At 68.5% G+C, this 14850-nt stretch carries 16 protein-coding genes (1 of these 16 only partly in view); 6 read left to right on the top strand and 10 right to left on the bottom strand.

Annotation, left to right across the window (positions count from 1 at the left end):
* Positions 1 to 20: 20 nt before the first annotated feature.
* The 3 genes from DM194_RS12110 to rsmI are packed head-to-tail and all read right to left on the bottom strand — an operon-like array spanning position 21 to position 2158.
* Complete coding sequence (locus DM194_RS12110) at positions 21 to 875, bottom strand: SirB1 family protein (protein WP_111067535.1); 855 nt, start codon at positions 873 to 875, stop codon at positions 21 to 23.
* 27 nt (positions 876 to 902) lie between these two features.
* A complete protein-coding gene (locus DM194_RS12115; RefSeq protein ID WP_042699844.1) occupies positions 903 to 1271 on the bottom strand; it encodes a YraN family protein in 369 nt (122 codons plus the stop codon).
* Positions 1268 to 2158, bottom strand: coding sequence for a 16S rRNA (cytidine(1402)-2'-O)-methyltransferase (gene rsmI / locus DM194_RS12120; protein ID WP_111067536.1), 891 nt, complete (start codon positions 2156 to 2158; stop codon positions 1268 to 1270). Before rsmI ends, DM194_RS12115 begins: the two co-directional genes overlap by 4 nt.
* Positions 2159 to 2262: 104 nt before the next feature.
* Here rsmI and DM194_RS12125 point away from each other — a divergent pair, with 104 nt between their 5' ends.
* Positions 2263 to 3420: a penicillin-binding protein activator gene (locus DM194_RS12125; protein WP_111067537.1), complete on the top strand. Its 1158-nt coding sequence runs from the start codon at positions 2263 to 2265 to the stop codon at positions 3418 to 3420.
* A gap of 237 nt (positions 3421 to 3657) precedes the next feature.
* Here the strand turns inward: DM194_RS12125 and DM194_RS12130 are convergent, their stop codons facing one another.
* The 5 genes from DM194_RS12130 to DM194_RS12150 form a co-directional block, all read right to left on the bottom strand.
* Positions 3658 to 4347, bottom strand: coding sequence for an ABC transporter permease (locus DM194_RS12130; protein WP_111067538.1), 690 nt, complete (start codon positions 4345 to 4347; stop codon positions 3658 to 3660).
* Between the two features lie 4 nt (positions 4348 to 4351).
* A complete protein-coding gene (locus DM194_RS12135; RefSeq protein WP_111067539.1) occupies positions 4352 to 5056 on the bottom strand; it encodes an ABC transporter permease in 705 nt (234 codons plus the stop codon).
* 160 nt (positions 5057 to 5216) lie between these two features.
* Positions 5217 to 6068, bottom strand: coding sequence for a lysine/arginine/ornithine ABC transporter substrate-binding protein (locus DM194_RS12140; RefSeq protein WP_246024216.1), 852 nt, complete (start codon positions 6066 to 6068; stop codon positions 5217 to 5219).
* An 85-nt stretch (positions 6069 to 6153) separates the two neighbouring features.
* The gene (locus DM194_RS12145) at positions 6154 to 6960 is read right to left on the bottom strand and encodes an ABC transporter ATP-binding protein (protein WP_111067541.1); all 807 of its coding nucleotides are present in this window, start codon (positions 6958 to 6960) and stop codon (positions 6154 to 6156) included.
* Between the two features lie 137 nt (positions 6961 to 7097).
* A complete protein-coding gene (locus tag DM194_RS12150) occupies positions 7098 to 8801 on the bottom strand; it encodes a putative transporter (RefSeq protein WP_246024217.1) in 1704 nt (567 codons plus the stop codon).
* A gap of 549 nt (positions 8802 to 9350) precedes the next feature.
* Here DM194_RS12150 and ccmA point away from each other — a divergent pair.
* The gene (gene ccmA / locus DM194_RS12155) at positions 9351 to 10046 is read left to right on the top strand and encodes a heme ABC exporter ATP-binding protein CcmA (RefSeq protein WP_111067542.1); all 696 of its coding nucleotides are present in this window, start codon (positions 9351 to 9353) and stop codon (positions 10044 to 10046) included.
* Complete coding sequence (gene ccmB / locus DM194_RS12160) at positions 10043 to 10708, top strand: heme exporter protein CcmB (protein ID WP_111067543.1); 666 nt, start codon at positions 10043 to 10045, stop codon at positions 10706 to 10708. The genes ccmA and ccmB overlap by 4 nt, the downstream gene beginning before the upstream one ends.
* A 31-nt stretch (positions 10709 to 10739) precedes the next feature.
* Here ccmB and DM194_RS12165 read toward each other — a convergent pair whose 3' ends face one another.
* On the bottom strand, positions 10740 to 11333 hold the full coding sequence (locus DM194_RS12165) for a glutathione peroxidase (RefSeq protein WP_111067544.1): 594 nt from the start codon (positions 11331 to 11333) through the stop codon (positions 10740 to 10742).
* 431 nt (positions 11334 to 11764) lie between these two features.
* Between DM194_RS12165 and DM194_RS12170 the strand changes: the two genes are divergently transcribed.
* The 3 genes from DM194_RS12170 (at position 11765) to DM194_RS28100 (ending at position 13676) form a co-directional block, all read left to right on the top strand.
* Entirely contained in the window at positions 11765 to 12151 is a 387-nt protein-coding gene (locus DM194_RS12170; RefSeq protein ID WP_176581383.1) for a hypothetical protein, read from the top strand.
* 330 nt (positions 12152 to 12481) lie between these two features.
* Positions 12482 to 13342, top strand: a complete 861-nt coding sequence (gene motA, locus DM194_RS12175) for a flagellar motor stator protein MotA (protein ID WP_014249276.1) — start codon at positions 12482 to 12484, stop codon at positions 13340 to 13342.
* Positions 13343 to 13502: 160 nt separating this feature from the next.
* On the top strand, positions 13503 to 13676 hold the full coding sequence (locus DM194_RS28100) for a hypothetical protein (protein WP_162630008.1): 174 nt from the start codon (positions 13503 to 13505) through the stop codon (positions 13674 to 13676).
* Positions 13677 to 13738: 62 nt separating this feature from the next.
* Here the strand turns inward: DM194_RS28100 and DM194_RS12180 are convergent, their stop codons facing one another.
* On the bottom strand, positions 13739 to 14850 hold the 3' portion of the coding sequence (locus DM194_RS12180) for a M23 family metallopeptidase (protein ID WP_246024218.1). 292 nt of this gene lie beyond the right edge of the window; only the last 1112 of its 1404 coding nucleotides appear in the window; its start codon lies off the right edge, out of view — the gene reads right to left on this strand; the stop codon is at positions 13739 to 13741.

The following is a 14850-nucleotide window of genomic DNA, read 5'->3' on the forward strand; positions in this document are numbered from 1 at the left end:
CGGGTCCCTTTGGCACGGGGTCAGTTCAGGCGGTTCTTCAACTGCTGGATCAGAGAGGCGGTCTGGTGCCGGTGATGGTCGTCGCCGGTCAGCGCCATGAAGGTCTCCAGCGCGGTGATGGCGTCCTTCAGCTTGCCGGCATGGGCCTCCAGAAGGCCGGTCTCGCGCCACAGCGCCGGCTCGTGCGGGGCGAACAGGCGCATCGCCTCCAGCACCTCCAGCGCCTTCGGCACCTCATGCGCCGACAGGTGGCGCAGCTTGATGTTGTTCTGCAGGCGCAGCAGCACGTCGCGGTTCGACACCGGCTGGTAATGGCCGGGCTCCAGCTCGGCGGCGCTGCCGGCGGTGGCCTTCAGCAGGTCGCGCAGGTCGACGACGCTGCGGGTCTGCCCCTCGTTGAAGGGGTCGAGGATGGCGCGGGCGCCGTCCTTCTCGATGCGGACCAGGAAATGGCCGGGGAAGTTCAGCCCCACCATCGGCCAGCCCTGCGAGCGGGCGGCGTGCATGTAGAGGATGCCCAGCGCCACCGGCAGGCCGCGCCGGCGGTCGATCACCCGCAGCAGGTTGGCGTTCTGCAGGTCGTCATAGGTGTCGTGGTCGCCGGAATAGCCGTGGCGCCCGCCGATCACCGCGTGCAGGTGGGCGATGCGCGTCTCCAGACTGTCGGCGTCGGGATTTCGGGCCGGATCCTGCGCCGCGACGCGGGCGGCCAGATCCTCGACGATGGCGCGGATGTGGGCACGGTAGGGGGCGAGGTCGGCGTTCGGCAGTTCCAGCGCGCCCAGTGCCAGGGCGGCTTCGGCCAGATCGATCTCGTCGTCCGGCTGGTCGCCGATGCGGCGCAGGATTTCGCGGGCTTCCGCGCGGTTGCTCAAGACTGTCGCCCTCTCAAATTCCACCCCTCACGCTCTCCAGGCATCGACCAGATGACGGGGCCAGGCCCAAGGGGTAACGAGCATCACGTCGAAGCGCAAGACATAGCCGGCATAGCGCGGGTTGGCGCCCAGGAAGGCATGGGCGGCGCGGGCCAGCCGGCCGCGCTGGCGGGCGTTCAGCGCCTCGTTCGCGGTGTCCCAGTCGCCGCGCGCCTTCACCTCGACGATGGCGATGGTCTTTCCGCGCTTCGCCACGATGTCGATCTCGCCCATCGGCGTGCGCAGGCGGCTGGCCAGGATGCGGTAGCCGCGCAGCCGAAGCGACAGGCGGCACAGCGCCTCCGCCCGGCGGCCCAGGCTTTCGGCACGCAGGCGCCGCGCATCCAGATCGGTCATTTCGTCTTCTCCTCACGCTGCAATTCCAGCGCGCGGGCATAGACGGTGCGCTTGTGCTGGCCGGTGCGGGCGGCGACGTCGGCGGCGGCGTCGCGCACCGAAAGGCGGGTCAGCGCCTCGCGCAGCAGGGCGTCGACGTCGGCCTCTCCCGGCGTCGCCTCCTCTCCCGGCGGACCGATGACCAGCACGACCTCGCCGCGCGGCGGGCCGGCCTCGGCGTAATGGGCCGCCAGTTCCGGCAGGGTGCCGCGCCGCACCTCCTCGTACAGCTTGGTCAGTTCGCGGGCGACGGCGGCCTCGCGCGGGCCCAGGATGTCGGCGAGGTCGGCCAGCGACTCCGGCAGGCGTTGCGGCGATTCGAAGAAGACCAGCGTGGCGGGCACGCCCTTCAGCTCTCCGGCGGTGGCCCGGCGCGCGCTGCTCCTGTTCGGCAGGAAGCCGGCGAACAGGAAGCGGTCGGTCGGCAGGCCGGACAGCACCAGCGCCACCAGCGGGGCGGAGGCGCCGGGCAGGGTGGTCACCGCCACCCCTTCCGCCACGCATTCCCGCACCAGCTTGTAGCCGGGGTCGGAAACCAGCGGTGTGCCGGCGTCGGTGACCAGCGCGATGGCCTCGCCCTTTTTCATGCGTTCGATCAGGACCGGACGCATCTTTGCGGCGTTGTGCTCGTGGTAGGAGACGAAGGGGGTGTGGATGCCGTGGATGCCCATCAGCTTGGCGGTGACGCGCGTGTCCTCGCAGGCGATGGCGTCGGCCCGCTTCAGCGTGTCGAGCGCCCGCAGCGTGATGTCCGCTGCGTTTCCGATGGGGGTAGCGACCACATAGAGTCCGCCCGCGAGTTTACTTGGCGCGGCGAGGGGGCTACCTTGAGCGCCACTTTGAACCATGGCTTGGGTCTCGCCTTCGGTATCGGCGGCCGTTTCAGCAGATGTGGAGATGATTGGTGGCACGCTTGGCAACAGCTTTCTCACAGGGTCTGAAACGTCACGGCGTGGCAGCCTTGCTGGTCGCCGGCCTGTTGTCGGCCTGCTCGACTGTAAGCGCGCCGCCGCGGGTGGCACAAGGGCCAGAACCGGTCCCGTCTCCGGCGGCTCCCCTGCCCGACGCGCAGAACCCCGTCAAGGTGGCGTTCCTGGTGCCGCTCAGCGGCCAGAGCGCCGCCATCGGACAGGCCATGCTGGACGCGGCGCAAATGGCGCTGTTCGACATGGCCGGCGACCAGATGCAGCTTCTGCCGCGCGACACCAAGGGCACGCCGAACGGGGCCGCCGACGCCGCGCGCCAGGCGCTGGCCGAAGGCGCCCGCCTGATCATCGGCCCGCTGTTCGCCGCCGACGTCGCCGCGGTGCGTCCCATCGCCCAGAACGCCGGCGTCGACGTGCTGGCCTTCACCAACGACGCCGCCCAGGCCGGCAACGGCACCTATGTGCTGGGCTTCGTCCCGGCCGATCAGGTCAGCCGCGTCGCCGGTTACGCCCGTTCGCGCGGGGTGACGCGCTTCACCGTGCTGGCGCCGCGCTCCCCCTATGGCGATGCGGTGGTGAATGCCATGCAGACCATCGGCCCGCGGCTCGGCACCATGACCACCCAGGTCGAACGCTACGACCCGGCCGTCACCGACCTGTCGGTCCCGGCCAAGCAGGTCGCGCAGGTGACGCCCCAGCCGCAGGCGGTGATGCTGGCCGAAGGCGGGCAGCGCGCCCAGGGCATCGCCCAGGCGCTGGCGACCAACGGCGTGCAGCCGCAGCAGGTCAAGCTGCTGGGCACCGGCCTGTGGGACGACAGCTCGCAAGGCGCTTTGGGGCAGGAGCCGGCGCTGGTCGGCGCCTGGTACGCCGCGCCGGCGCCGCAGACCCGCGCCCGCTTCGAGTCGCAGTTCGAGCAGGTCTATGGCCGCAAGCCGCCGCGCATCGCCACGCTGGCCTATGACGCGACCTCCATCGCCGCGGTGCTGACCCGCAGCGGCAGCCCGGTGCCCTTCGACCGCATGGCGATGACCAATCCCAACGGCTTCGAGGGTCTGGACGGCCTGTTCCGCCTGCGCGCCGACGGCATGGTCGAACGCGGGCTGGCGGTGATGGAGGTCACGCCGACCGGCGCCCGCGTGGTGGACCCGGCGCCGCCGACCTTCGAGATGCTGGGGCAGTAAGGAAACACTCCCTCTCCCGCCTTCAGCGGACCGGAGGCCCGCCGAAGGCGGGAGAGGATCGGAGTGAGGGGGATGCGCCGCGGCCGTCAACGGGACGGGCCGCGGCGTTTTCGTTTTCTCAGGTAAGGATACTCGGGGATCGACGCTGTGCGCTCCCCCTCAACCTGCCGCTCCTCCCTGCCCCTCCTCCTTGGGGGAGAGGGGATCTTCCGTTGGGGGAGACGGCGCTATCCTTACTTACGCCCGCGCCCGCAGATAGGGGGTCAGGCGCCATTCGGCGAACTTGATCAGGCGGGTGGCGACGAAGTTCAGCGCCAGATAGATCGCCCCGGCGACGATGAACAGCTCGAAGACCGCGAAGGTCTGGGAGATCATGCGCCGGGCGATGCCGGTGACCTCCATCAGCGTGATGGTGCTGGCGAGCGAGGTCGCCTTCACCATCAAGATCACCTCGTTGCCGTAGGCCGGCAGCATCTGGCGGATCGCCACCGGCAGCACGATGCGGCGGAAGGCCAGCGCCCGCGACATGCCGCAGGCCCGCGCGGCCTCCACCTGCCCCTGGGGCACCGACAGGATGGCGCCGCGCAGAACCTCGCTGGTGTAGGCGCCGGTGTTCAGCGTCAGCGCCAGGATGGCGCACCAGTAGGGTTCGCGCAGGAAGGGCCAGAGGATGCTCTCGCGGATGAACTCGAACTGGCCCAGCCCGTAATAGACCAGGAAGATCTGCACCAGCAGCGGCGTGCCGCGGAAGGCGAAGACATAGGACGCGGCCAGCGTCTCCACCACGCGGTTGCCCGACAGCCGCAGAAGCGCGACGCCGAAGGCCAACAGCGCGCCGAGCGCCAGCGATCCGACGACCAGCTGCAGCGTCAGCGACAATCCGCCGAGCATGCGGGGCAGGCTGTCCCACATCAGTTGCCAGTTCATGGCCTCATGCCCTCCGGACGCCGCGGTTGGCGAAGATTTCGGCGCGGTTGAACAGCGCCGTCGAAATGCTGGTCAGCAGCAGGTACAGCACGGCGGCGGTCGCGTAGAACAGGAAGGGCTGGCGCGTGGCGCCGGCCGCCAGATGGGTCACGCGCATCAGTTCGGCGAGCGCCGTCACCGACACCAGCGCCGTGTCCTTCAGCGTCAGCTGCCAGACATTGCCGAGGCCGGGCAGGGCGTAGCGCAGGGTCTGCGGCACCAGCACCCGGCGCAGGATCAGCCAGCGGCTCATCCCGCAGGCGCGCGCCGCCTCGATCTGGCCGAAGGGGACCGCCTGCACCGCGCCGCGGATCACCTCCGTCGAATAGGCGCCGGAGATCAGCCCGACCGCCAGCACGCCGATGGTGAAGGCGTCCAGGTCGACCCGCCCGTTATAGCCGAAGGCGGAGGCGATGGAGGTGGCGACGCTGCTGCCGCCGAAGAACAGCAGATAGATGACCAGCAGTTCGGGGATGCCGCGGACGACCGTGGTGTAGATGTCGGCCACCACATTCAACGGCATGGAGTGGCTGAGCTTGGCCGAGGCGCCCAGCGACCCGACGAGGACGCCGAAGGCAAAGGCCAGCACGGAGACCGCGACCGTCATCGCGGTTCCTATCAGCAGCTGTCCGCCCCAGCCGTTGGGACCGAAAAGAAGGAGTTCCAGCATTGGCACGCCCGGTAAGGCCCGCCGGGCGCGGCGCGGAAGGCCGGCCGTACGGGGTCAGCTAACGGCGATCAGGCAACGGGCGGCGCCCGGTTGCCGCAAGGGCCGCCGGGCGCCGTTCCGTTCAGACGGGCGGACCGTGGGTCCGCCTTGCCTGGTCGCCTTACTTGGGGGAGATGTCGTAGCCGAAATGCTGCGTGCTCAGCTTCTTGACGGTGCCGTCCTGCAGAGCCTCGCCGATGGCCTTGTCGAACATCGCCTTCAGGTCGGCGTTGTCCTTGCGCAGGGCCACGCCCATGCCCTCGCCGATCACACCGCCGATGAAGTTCGGGCCGACGATGACCATCTTGCCCGGCGTGGCCTTCAGCACCTCCTCGACCACCGACCGGTCGCCCAGCATGGCGTCGACGCGGCCGGTGTTCAGATCGATGCCGGCATTGTCGATCTTGTCGTAGGTGCGCATGGTCACATTCGGCAGATGCTTGTCCATGAAGTCGGCCTGGATGGTCGACACCTGGACGCCGACGGACTTGCCCTTCAGCGCCTCGGCCAGCTTGTCCAGCACCGGCTTGGCGGCGGCCTGGTCGTTCAGGTTGATGCGGTCGGCGCCGAGGCTCAGCGCCTTGGCCAGCGGCGAGTCGACCGGCACGGCGAAGACCGACGGCTCGGTGCCGTAGGCGGCCGAGAAGTCGATGACCTTCTTGCGCTCGTCGGTGATGGTCATCGCCGACATGATGGCGTCGTACTTGCCCTGTTGCAGGGCCGGAATGATGCCGTCCCAGTCCTGGGCGACGAACTCGCAGGTGACCTTCATGCGCGTGCACAGGTCGGTGGCGAGGTCGATATCGAAGCCGATCAGCTTGCCCGAGGTGTCGGTGGCGTTCCACGGAGGATAGGCGCCCTCGCTGCCGATGCGGACCGTCTTCCACTCTTTGGCGCCGGCGGCGCCCGCTGCGGCCACAGCCATCATGGCGCCCAGCGCCAGGGCCGAAACGATCTTCTTCAACGAACACACTCCTCTGTTCGGTTCGCCCGCTCTTTGGCCCTTTTCGGGGCCGGGCTGTTTCTGACGGTCCGGTCCTGCCCTCTGCCCCGACCCCTCACGCCGCGCCGGACAGATGGCGCGAGAGGAACTGCCGCACCCGGTCCGAGTCCGGGTTGGTCAGCACCTTGTCGGGTGACCCCTCCTCCTCGATCCGCCCCTGGTGCAGGAACACCACCTTGGACGCCACTTCGCGGGCGAAGCCCATCTCGTGCGTCACCAGGATCATCGTGCTGCCTTCGTCCGCCAGCTGGCGGATGACGCGCAGAACCTCGCCGACCAGCTCGGGGTCCAGCGCCGAGGTCGGTTCGTCGAACAGCATCACCTTCGGCTGCATGGCGAGCGCCCGCGCGATGGCCGCGCGCTGCTGCTGCCCGCCCGACAGCTGGACCGGGTAGGCGTCGGCCTTCGCCAGGATGCCGACCTTGTCCAGAAGCCTGCGGGCGCGGTCGATCGCCTCCGCCTTCGGCACGCCCAGCACATGCACCGGCGCCTCGATCACATTTTCCAGGATCGTCATGTGGGTCCAGAGGTTGAAGCCCTGGAACACCATGCCGAGGCTGGTGCGGATGCGCTCCACCTGGCGCGTGTCGGCGGGAACGGTGACGCCGCGGCGCGTCTTCTTCAGCCCGATGGTCTCGCCGCCGATGATGACGCGCCCCTCGTCCGGGATCTCCAGCATGTTGATGCAGCGCAGAAGCGTGCTCTTGCCCGAACCGGAGGAGCCGATCAGCGTGATCACGTCGCCTTCGCGGGCGGTCAGCGACACGCCCTTCAGCACTTCCAGCTCGCCGAACCGCTTGTGCAAATCCTCCACGACGACGGCGGCGGGTGCGGAGTCGCTGACGGGGGGATGGCGATGCATGCGTGGAAACCGGCAGGGTTGTGGGGACTGGTTATGGTCTGACCATTGCGGCACAGGCTAGACCGGGGCGCGGGCGTTCCGCAACGCGGATTTCACACGCCGCGCCCGTTGTGCCGCTTGTGTCGGAAAATGGTGTGTCACCATAACAATAGTACCAGAATCTGCGGCCCCAGGATGCGAAGGCACATCGCCAGCGGATAGACCGTGGCGTAGGCCAGCGCCGGAGCCTCCGACGCGACCAGCGCGTTGGCATAGGCCAGCCCCGGCGGGTTGGTCTGGGCGCCGGCCAGCACGCCGCAGATGGTCAGGAAATTCAGCTTCATCAGCCCGCGCGCGATCAGCCCGGTCAGCAGCAGCGGCACCAGCGTCACCAGCACGCCCCACATCATCCACGGCCATCCGGCGCCGCTCGCCAGCGTGGCGACGAAGCGGTCGCCCGACGCGATGCCCAGCACGGCCAGGAACAGGACGATGCCGATCTCGCGCAGCGCCAGGTTGACGGCGGGCGGCATGAACCACACCAGCGGCCCGATACGGCCGACGCGGCCCAGGATCAGCGCCACGATCAGCGGCCCGCCGGCAAGGCCCAGCCGCAGCGGCGCCGGCATCCCCGGCAGGAAGAGCGGGATGGCGCCCAGTGCCGCCCCCAGCGCGATGCCCAGGAACAGCGGGATCATCTCCACCTGCTGCAGCCTGTGGGCGGAGTTGCCGAAGATCTGCCCGACGGCGGCGAGGCTTTCGGGCCGGCCGATCACCGTCAGGATGTCGCCGAACTGCAGCTTCAGCGCCTGGGTCGGCACCAGTTCCACGCCCGACCGGTTGACGCGGCTGACCACCACGTCATGGGCCTCCTGCAGGTTCAGGGCGGCGATCGACTTGCCCAGCACCGCTTTTCTGGTGACGACGATGCGCTCCCATTTCAGGTCTGTGCCCCTGGTGGTCAGCGGCCGTTCGAACTCCTGCCCCAGCAGGGCCCGCACCTGCTCCAGCTTCGGCCGCGGCCCGACCACATGCAGCACGTCGCCCAGCTTCAGGCGGGTGCCGTCGCGGGGAACGCAGAGCTTGCCGTCGCACAGCAGGCGCGAGGCGACCACCCCCTGGCCGCGCAGCAGATCGATGGAGCCGAGCGCCTTGCCCTCCAGTTCCGGGTTGCGCACGGCGAGATCCATCGTTTCCAGCCTGGACACCTCGGCGCGCCGTGCCTCCTCGAACCGGGTGGCCTCCGCCTCCGGGTCGATGCGGAACAGGGTGCGGACGGCGGCCATCGCCAGCAGATTGCCGGCGATGCCGAAGGGGTAGGTGACGGCGAAGGCGAGGCCGGGCAGGGCCATCACCGCCGCCCCGGCCCCGACCTCCGTCAGGACCTGCTGGGTGGCGGCGAGCGCCGGGGCGTTGGTCACCGCACCGGCGAACACCCCCAGCGAGGATCCCAGCGACAGCGTCCCCGACGAGACCAGCGCCGCGGTCAGCAGGATGCTCGATCCCACCATCAGCAGAGCCAGCCCGTTCAGCGCCAGCCCGGTGCGGCGCAATGCCGCGAAGAAGCCGGGGCCGACCTGGATGCCGATGGTGTAGACGAACAGGATCAGCCCGAAGTCGCGGATGAAGTCCATCATCTCCGGATTGAAGGAGACGCCCGCCTGCTTGGCGATGTGGCCGCCGGCGATGCCGGAAAACAGCACGCCGCCGATGCCGAGCCCGACCCCCCGGATCCTGATGTGGCCGAGCGCCACGCCGGCCGCCGACACCAGGCCGAGCATGAGGACCACCCGCGCGATCGGCGGCATGGCCTGGAGAATGTCTGCGAAGGCCGACGTGAAGGCCAACATGAAGGCCGACATGGGAGGACTCGCTCGCTGAACACGGTTGGGCGGGGTTCAGGCATGCCCCGGATGGACTGCGGGTAAGCCGCGACACTCCCCGGGGCGGGGGAACGACGGCGCCAGGATGCGGCAGGGCGGCGGAATAAAACGTTGATTCAGAACAAGCGGCCCGGCTTCGCCCCCGCCGTTGACAACACCCCTGCGTTGCGTTCTGCGCATGGGGGTATAGCGTCGTGATGTTGTCTGTCCGCCGAAGGGCAACTTTCGATCAATCGAGCTGCATCCAAATTTTGCCACTTTCTCCCATTAGGTTTCACTTCAAGCAACCGGCGACGCATGTCGCGCGCACCGGCGTTCCCCCAAGCGCCAGCGCAGCGACGAACGGACGCCGTTCCACCGAGCATCGTCTGGCCGGACCCGGCCGGGCGCGCGGCCATCGCGAGAACCCCCTCGCGGTGGCCTTTTTCTTTGCGTGGCCCATCCAGCGGCGACGCCATTCTTGCTCCGGCTTTTCCCCCGCCCTGTGCTATAGCAGCGCCTCCTTCAATCGGAGGCGCGACCCGTCCCATGCCCGTTTTTTCCGGATCCGAGCTGACCTGCCTGCGTGGCGACCGGCTGGTCTTCACCGGGCTGGAGTTCCGCATCGCTCCCGGCGGCGCGCTGGTGCTGCTCGGCCCCAACGGCAGCGGCAAGTCCAGCCTGCTGCGGGTGATGGCCGGTCTGCTGAAGCCGCTGCGCGGCACGCTCGGCTGGGATGGCGTGTCGGTTTCCGAGGATCCCGACGGCCACCGGGCGCGGGTGCAGTATGTCGGCCATCTGGACGCGGTGAAGCCCGTGCTGACGGCGGCGGAGAACCTTGCCTTCTGGGCGGCGCTGGCCGGGGCCGCCGATCCGGCCGCCAACGCGCGGGCCGCGCTCGACCGGCTGGGGGTGCCGCACATCGCCGGGGTTCCGGGCCGCTACCTGTCGGCGGGGCAGAAGCGCCGGCTGAACCTGGCGCGGCTGCTGGCCGCCCCTGCGACCTTGTGGCTGCTCGACGAACCGACCGTGGCGCTCGACCGCGCCGCCATCGCCCTGTTCGAGGGGCTGATCGCCGAACACCGGGCCGAAGGCGGCATGGTGGTGCTGTCCACCCACACCGACATCGCCACCCCCGGCGGCGAGGAACTGCATCTGGACGACTTCACCCCCTTCGCCGACGATGAAGAGGCTGGCGAGGACGCCGACGGGGAGGAAGTCGAGGAAGAGAGGACCGTGCGATGAGCCGTTTCCTGCGCCTTGTGGCGCGCGACCTGCGGCTGGCCCTGCGCCAGGGGTCGGACGCCACCATCGCCGTCATGTTCTTCGTCCTGTGCGTGGTGCTGTTCCCCTTCGGCGTCGGGCCGGAGCCGAACATCCTCGCCCGCATCGCCGCCGGCGTGATCTGGGTGGCGGCGCTGCTCGCGTCGCTGCTGTCGCTGGAGCGGCTGTTCCAGACCGATTACGAGGACGGCTCGCTGGAGCTTCTGTCGCTGTCCTCCCTGCCGCTGGAGGCCACGGTTCTGGCGAAGACGCTGGCCCATTGGCTGGTGACCGGCGTGCCGCTGATCGTCGCCGCCCCGCTGCTGGCCGTCCTGCTGAACATGGATGCGCAGGGCTTCGGCGTCCTGGTGCTGACCCTGACGCTGGGCACGCCGATCCTCAGCCTGATCGGCTCCATCGGCGCCGCGCTGACTCTGGGGGCGCGGCGCGGCGGCGTGCTGCTGTCGCTGCTGATCCTGCCGCTCTACATCCCGGTGCTGATCTTCGGCGCCGGAGCCATCGACGCCGCCATCAACAGCCTGACCCCGCGCCCGCACCTGCTGCTGCTCGCCGGCATCCTCGCCGCCGCCCTGCCGCTCGCCCCCTGGGCGGGTGCCGCGGCGCTGCGTCAGGCGGTGGAGTAGGGGAGGGAGCTTCGCCGATCCGCTGCCTGCCTTACGACTTCGGCGTTTTCTCCGGCAGCAGTTTCTCGATCGCCTCGCGCACCTTGTCCGCTTCGGGGCCGGTCACGGTGGAGAACCAGGACACCAGCCTGCCGTCCGGGCCGACCAGATATTTGTGGAAGTTCCAGCGCGGCTTGGCGAGGAAGCCCATCTCGTCCGACGCCCAGCGGTAGAAGGGGTGGGCGCCGTCACCCGACACCACCGTCTTATCGGTCATCGGGAAATCGATCCGGTAGTTGACCTCGCAGAAGTCCTTGATCTGGTCCGCATTCCCCGGCTCCTGCCCGCCGAAGTCGTTGGACGGCACGCCCAGCACCACCAGCCCACGGTCGCGGTAGCTCTGCCACAGCGCCTGCAGCCCCTTGTATTGCGAGGTGAAACCGCATTGCGACGCGGTGTTGACCACAAGGATCACCTTGCCCTCGAACTGCGACAGCGGCAGCGGCTGTCCGTCGATGCCCTGGAAGGTGAAGTTGTAGGCGTTGGTTGCGCTGCTTGCGGCCATGGCGGTGGTGGCTCCCATCGTGGAAAGGGCCGCAGCCACGGCGGCCAGTATGACGGCATGAAAGCGGGTCTGGACGGTCATCGGCGTGGCTCTGCGGCTGGGGTCGATATCGGCGTCGTCGGAGACGCGGGCACGGCGGCATCCTTACATACGATGCCTGATACGCTCTCCGGTGCCTATCGGATCAAGCGGATGGCGGAAAGGACGCCTCACCCGCCCGCCGCATCCGGCCTACCCCCATCGGATGGGTAGCGGCGGCGTCCGCCGAACAACAGCTTCACAGGAAAGGATGCGCGGCGGCCAGCCCGCCGCCCGCCCAATTTTCCGCCGGACACCAGCCGAAAAATGTCTCACCCGGTCCAGCCCAAGCCTGAGCATAACAGCCTACCCCATCGAAATGGGTACGCGGCATTTCGCCCCGTCTCTGTCACGGCCGCCATCAACACCCAGCCGACGCAAGCCCAGCCGCCACAAGCCCAGCCGCCACAAGCCCAGCCGAGGAGAACAGGCCGATGAACGCCGGAGCCACCTTGAAGACTCCCCGGACGCCGTCAAAGGCCGTGCGTCGTGTGGCCGGAACCGTCGCCAGGACGGCCGGTGCCGCGGTTGCCGTCCTGTTGCTCGGCGCCGCTCTGTCGACGCCGTCCTTCGCCGATCCGGGGGACCATCGCCGCGGCCATGCCTGGGGCCATCACAAGCACAAGAAGAAGCACCATCACCGCCATGACGACCGCCGCCCGGTCGTCATCTATGGCGCGCCGCCGCCCGTGGTCGTGGTTCCCGCTCCGCCGCCCCCGCCGCGCGTCGTCTATGCGCCATCCTATGCGCCGCCCCCCGTCGTCTACGCCCCGCCGCCGCCGCCGGGCGTCAACATCCAGATGAACATTCCGCTCCGCTGACGGCCCGCATGCTTCAAGCGCCCCGCTGCCCGGCCATGTCCGGGCGCCGGGGCGTTCCCGCATTCCGGCTGTGACCATCCTGTGTCCTCCCTGCGGCGCCCGGGTCGCCGCCGGCACCCTGCTTCCGCCCGGCCACCGGTCCGCGAAGCCTGAAAAGCCTGCGCCCCCAGTCCCTTCGTGACAGGACCCATCCGCACCGGTAGGATCGCGCGGCCTGTCGCGAAGGCGGTAGACCGTACGGGTGGTTTACGGAAACTCAACCGATCTCCGGCCTTCTGTCGGTCGGATCATCCTGCGGTCCGTGGCGGGCAGGGGTAGGGAGAAGACCGGATGTTCGTGATCATCGGTTTGGTCATCGTGGTGGTCAGCGTGTTCGGCGGGTATATCCTCGGCGGCGGCCACATGGGCGTGCTGTGGATGCCGTTCGAGTTCATGATCATTCTTGGATCGGCCGCCGGGGCGTTCTTCATCGCCAACCCCAAATCCGTGGTCACCCACACCGGCAAGGAGCTGGGCCACCTCTTCAAGGGTCCGAAATACAAGAAGGAGGACTTCCTGGAGGTCCTCACCATGATGTACCAGGTCTTCAAGATCGCGAAGACCAAGGGCTTGCTGGCGCTGGAACAGCACATCGAAAAGCCGGAGGATTCCCCGCTTTTCCAGCAGTTCCCGAAATTCTACGGCGATCACCACGCCATCGCCTTCCTCTGCACCTATCTCCGTCTGATGTCGCTGGGCGCCGACAACCCCCACGAACTGGTCGACCTGATGGACGAGGATATCGAGACGATGCACCACGAACACCAGCGCATCGCCGACGCCATCCAGGCGGTTGCCGATGCGGTGCCGGCGCTGGGCATCGTCGCCGCGGTGCTGGGCGTGATTCACACCATGGGCTCAATCACCGAACCGCCGGAGGTGCTGGGCAAGCTGATCGGCGGCGCGCTGGTCGGCACCTTCACCGGCATTCTGGTCGCCTACGGCTTCCTCGCCCCCATCGCCAGCGGCCTGAAGAACATCTACCACGCCGAAGGCAGGTACTATCACGCGATGAAGACCGGCTTGATCGCGCATCTGTCCGGCTACGCGCCGGCAATCTCGGTCGAATACGCGCGCAACGTGCTGGAACCGGAATACCGTCCGACCTTCGCCCAGGTGGAAGAGGCGACCTCCGCCCTGCCGCCGGCCTGATCCGGCGCCGCCGCACGACCCGTCGGGCAGTCACGACCGTCGGGCGGTATCGCTGACCCTGCCGCCCCTGATGGTCTTTGCCTGATGATGGCCTGACCAGGTCCGGCTATCCTTACCTGCGTGCCGACCCGACACAGCCTTTCCGCACGGGATGTCCGCCATGTCCGACCTCGAACCGTTGAAGCCCGGCGACGCCGATGTCGCCATCGAACGCGCGATGCAGCAGCGGCCGAAGGCGATGATCATCCGTGAAAAGCTGCAGAGGATGCTGGATGACGAGAACACCGCGCGGCAATTCGTCGGCGCCATCCGGAACATGATGAACAAGGAATAGGCGCAACCTTGCGGCAATTGCCGACGGCCATCGCCGCCGGCATGCCGATCAGCGGTGGGCCATCAGCAGCTTGTGGCCTTGTTGCAGCCCTTCTCTTCCAGGGAGGCCGGCGCCGGGGTGCGCGCCAGTTGCAGGCCGCTGCGGGAATCCTCGAACAGCCTGTCGATCGCCCGACGGGCCTGCAGGAAGTTCTGGAGTTCCCGCCCTTCCAGCTTCTCGCCGGTCGGCAGGTCGACGGAGCGCGGGTTCACCGGCTGCCCGCCCTTCAGCACCTCGTAATGCAGGTGCGGACCGGTTGACCGCCCGGTGGAGCCGACATAGCCGATGATGTCGCCCTGATCGACCCGCGCACCGCGGCGGATCGACTTGGCGAAGCGGCTCATATGGGCGTAGGCGGTGGAGATCTCGGTGTTGTGGCGGATGCGGACATAATTGCCGTAGGAGCTGTTGCGCTCTGCCAGCTCGATGGTGCCGCGGCCGGCGGCGTAGATCGGCGTACCCGACGGCGCTCCGAAATCCACGCCCTTGTGCATCTTGCTGAAGCCCAGGATCGGGTGGCGGCGCATGCCGAAGCCCGACGTGATGCGGGCGCCGTCGATCGGGGTGCGCAGAAGGGCGCGGCGGATGCTCTCGCCGTCGCCATTGTAATAGTCGATCCGCCCGTCGCGGGTCTTGAACCGGTAGATCGGCATGTCCTCGCCGCTCAGTGTCAGCGACGCGTACAGCAACTCGCCTTCGCCCGCCTCGGTGCCGTCGGCGGTGATCAGCTTCTCATACATCACCTCGAAGCGGTCGCCCGGCTGCAGGTCGCGCTGGAAGTCGACGTCATAGGAGAAGTTCTGGAGGAAGGCCATCATGACCGAGATCGGAACCCGGGCCTGCGCCCCCGCTTCGAACAGGCTGGAGCGGATGACGCCCTGCGCCGCGACCGGCTTGCGCGTCACCGGCTTCTCGATCTGGCTGGAGGTGAAACCGGCATCGCCGTTGCGCGCGATCGATACCGACCGCAGCGGATCGGGCGCGAACTCCAAGCCTACGAACTTGCGGGCCCCGCTGCGGCGCGGTTCGAACAGAACCGTGACGCGCTGGCCGACCTGGAGACGGCGAGGGTTGTAGACGTCGCGCAGAGCGGCGACCGCATCATGGGCATCGTTCGCCGGCACCTTCGCTTCGG

This window comes from Azospirillum ramasamyi (genome assembly GCF_003233655.1).
Taxonomy (GTDB): Bacteria; Pseudomonadota; Alphaproteobacteria; order Azospirillales; family Azospirillaceae; genus Azospirillum; species Azospirillum ramasamyi.

Coding starts and splice junctions, on each gene's coding strand:
- DM194_RS12115 (WP_042699844.1), bottom strand. CDS start 1,271: ATGACCGATCTGGATGCGCGGCGCCTGCGTGCCGAAAGCCTGGGCCGC.
- rsmI (WP_111067536.1), bottom strand. CDS start 2,158: ATGGTTCAAAGTGGCGCTCAAGGTAGCCCCCTCGCCGCGCCAAGTAAA.
- DM194_RS12130 (WP_111067538.1), bottom strand. CDS start 4,347: ATGAACTGGCAACTGATGTGGGACAGCCTGCCCCGCATGCTCGGCGGA.
- DM194_RS12135 (WP_111067539.1), bottom strand. CDS start 5,056: ATGCTGGAACTCCTTCTTTTCGGTCCCAACGGCTGGGGCGGACAGCTG.
- DM194_RS12145 (WP_111067541.1), bottom strand. CDS start 6,960: ATGCATCGCCATCCCCCCGTCAGCGACTCCGCACCCGCCGCCGTCGTC.
- DM194_RS12150 (WP_246024217.1), bottom strand. CDS start 8,801: ATGTCGGCCTTCATGTTGGCCTTCACGTCGGCCTTCGCAGACATTCTC.
- ccmA (WP_111067542.1), top strand. CDS start 9,351: ATGCCCGTTTTTTCCGGATCCGAGCTGACCTGCCTGCGTGGCGACCGG.
- ccmB (WP_111067543.1), top strand. CDS start 10,043: ATGAGCCGTTTCCTGCGCCTTGTGGCGCGCGACCTGCGGCTGGCCCTG.
- DM194_RS12165 (WP_111067544.1), bottom strand. CDS start 11,333: ATGACCGTCCAGACCCGCTTTCATGCCGTCATACTGGCCGCCGTGGCT.
- DM194_RS12170 (WP_176581383.1), top strand. CDS start 11,765: ATGAACGCCGGAGCCACCTTGAAGACTCCCCGGACGCCGTCAAAGGCC.
- motA (WP_014249276.1), top strand. CDS start 12,482: ATGTTCGTGATCATCGGTTTGGTCATCGTGGTGGTCAGCGTGTTCGGC.
- DM194_RS28100 (WP_162630008.1), top strand. CDS start 13,503: ATGTCCGACCTCGAACCGTTGAAGCCCGGCGACGCCGATGTCGCCATC.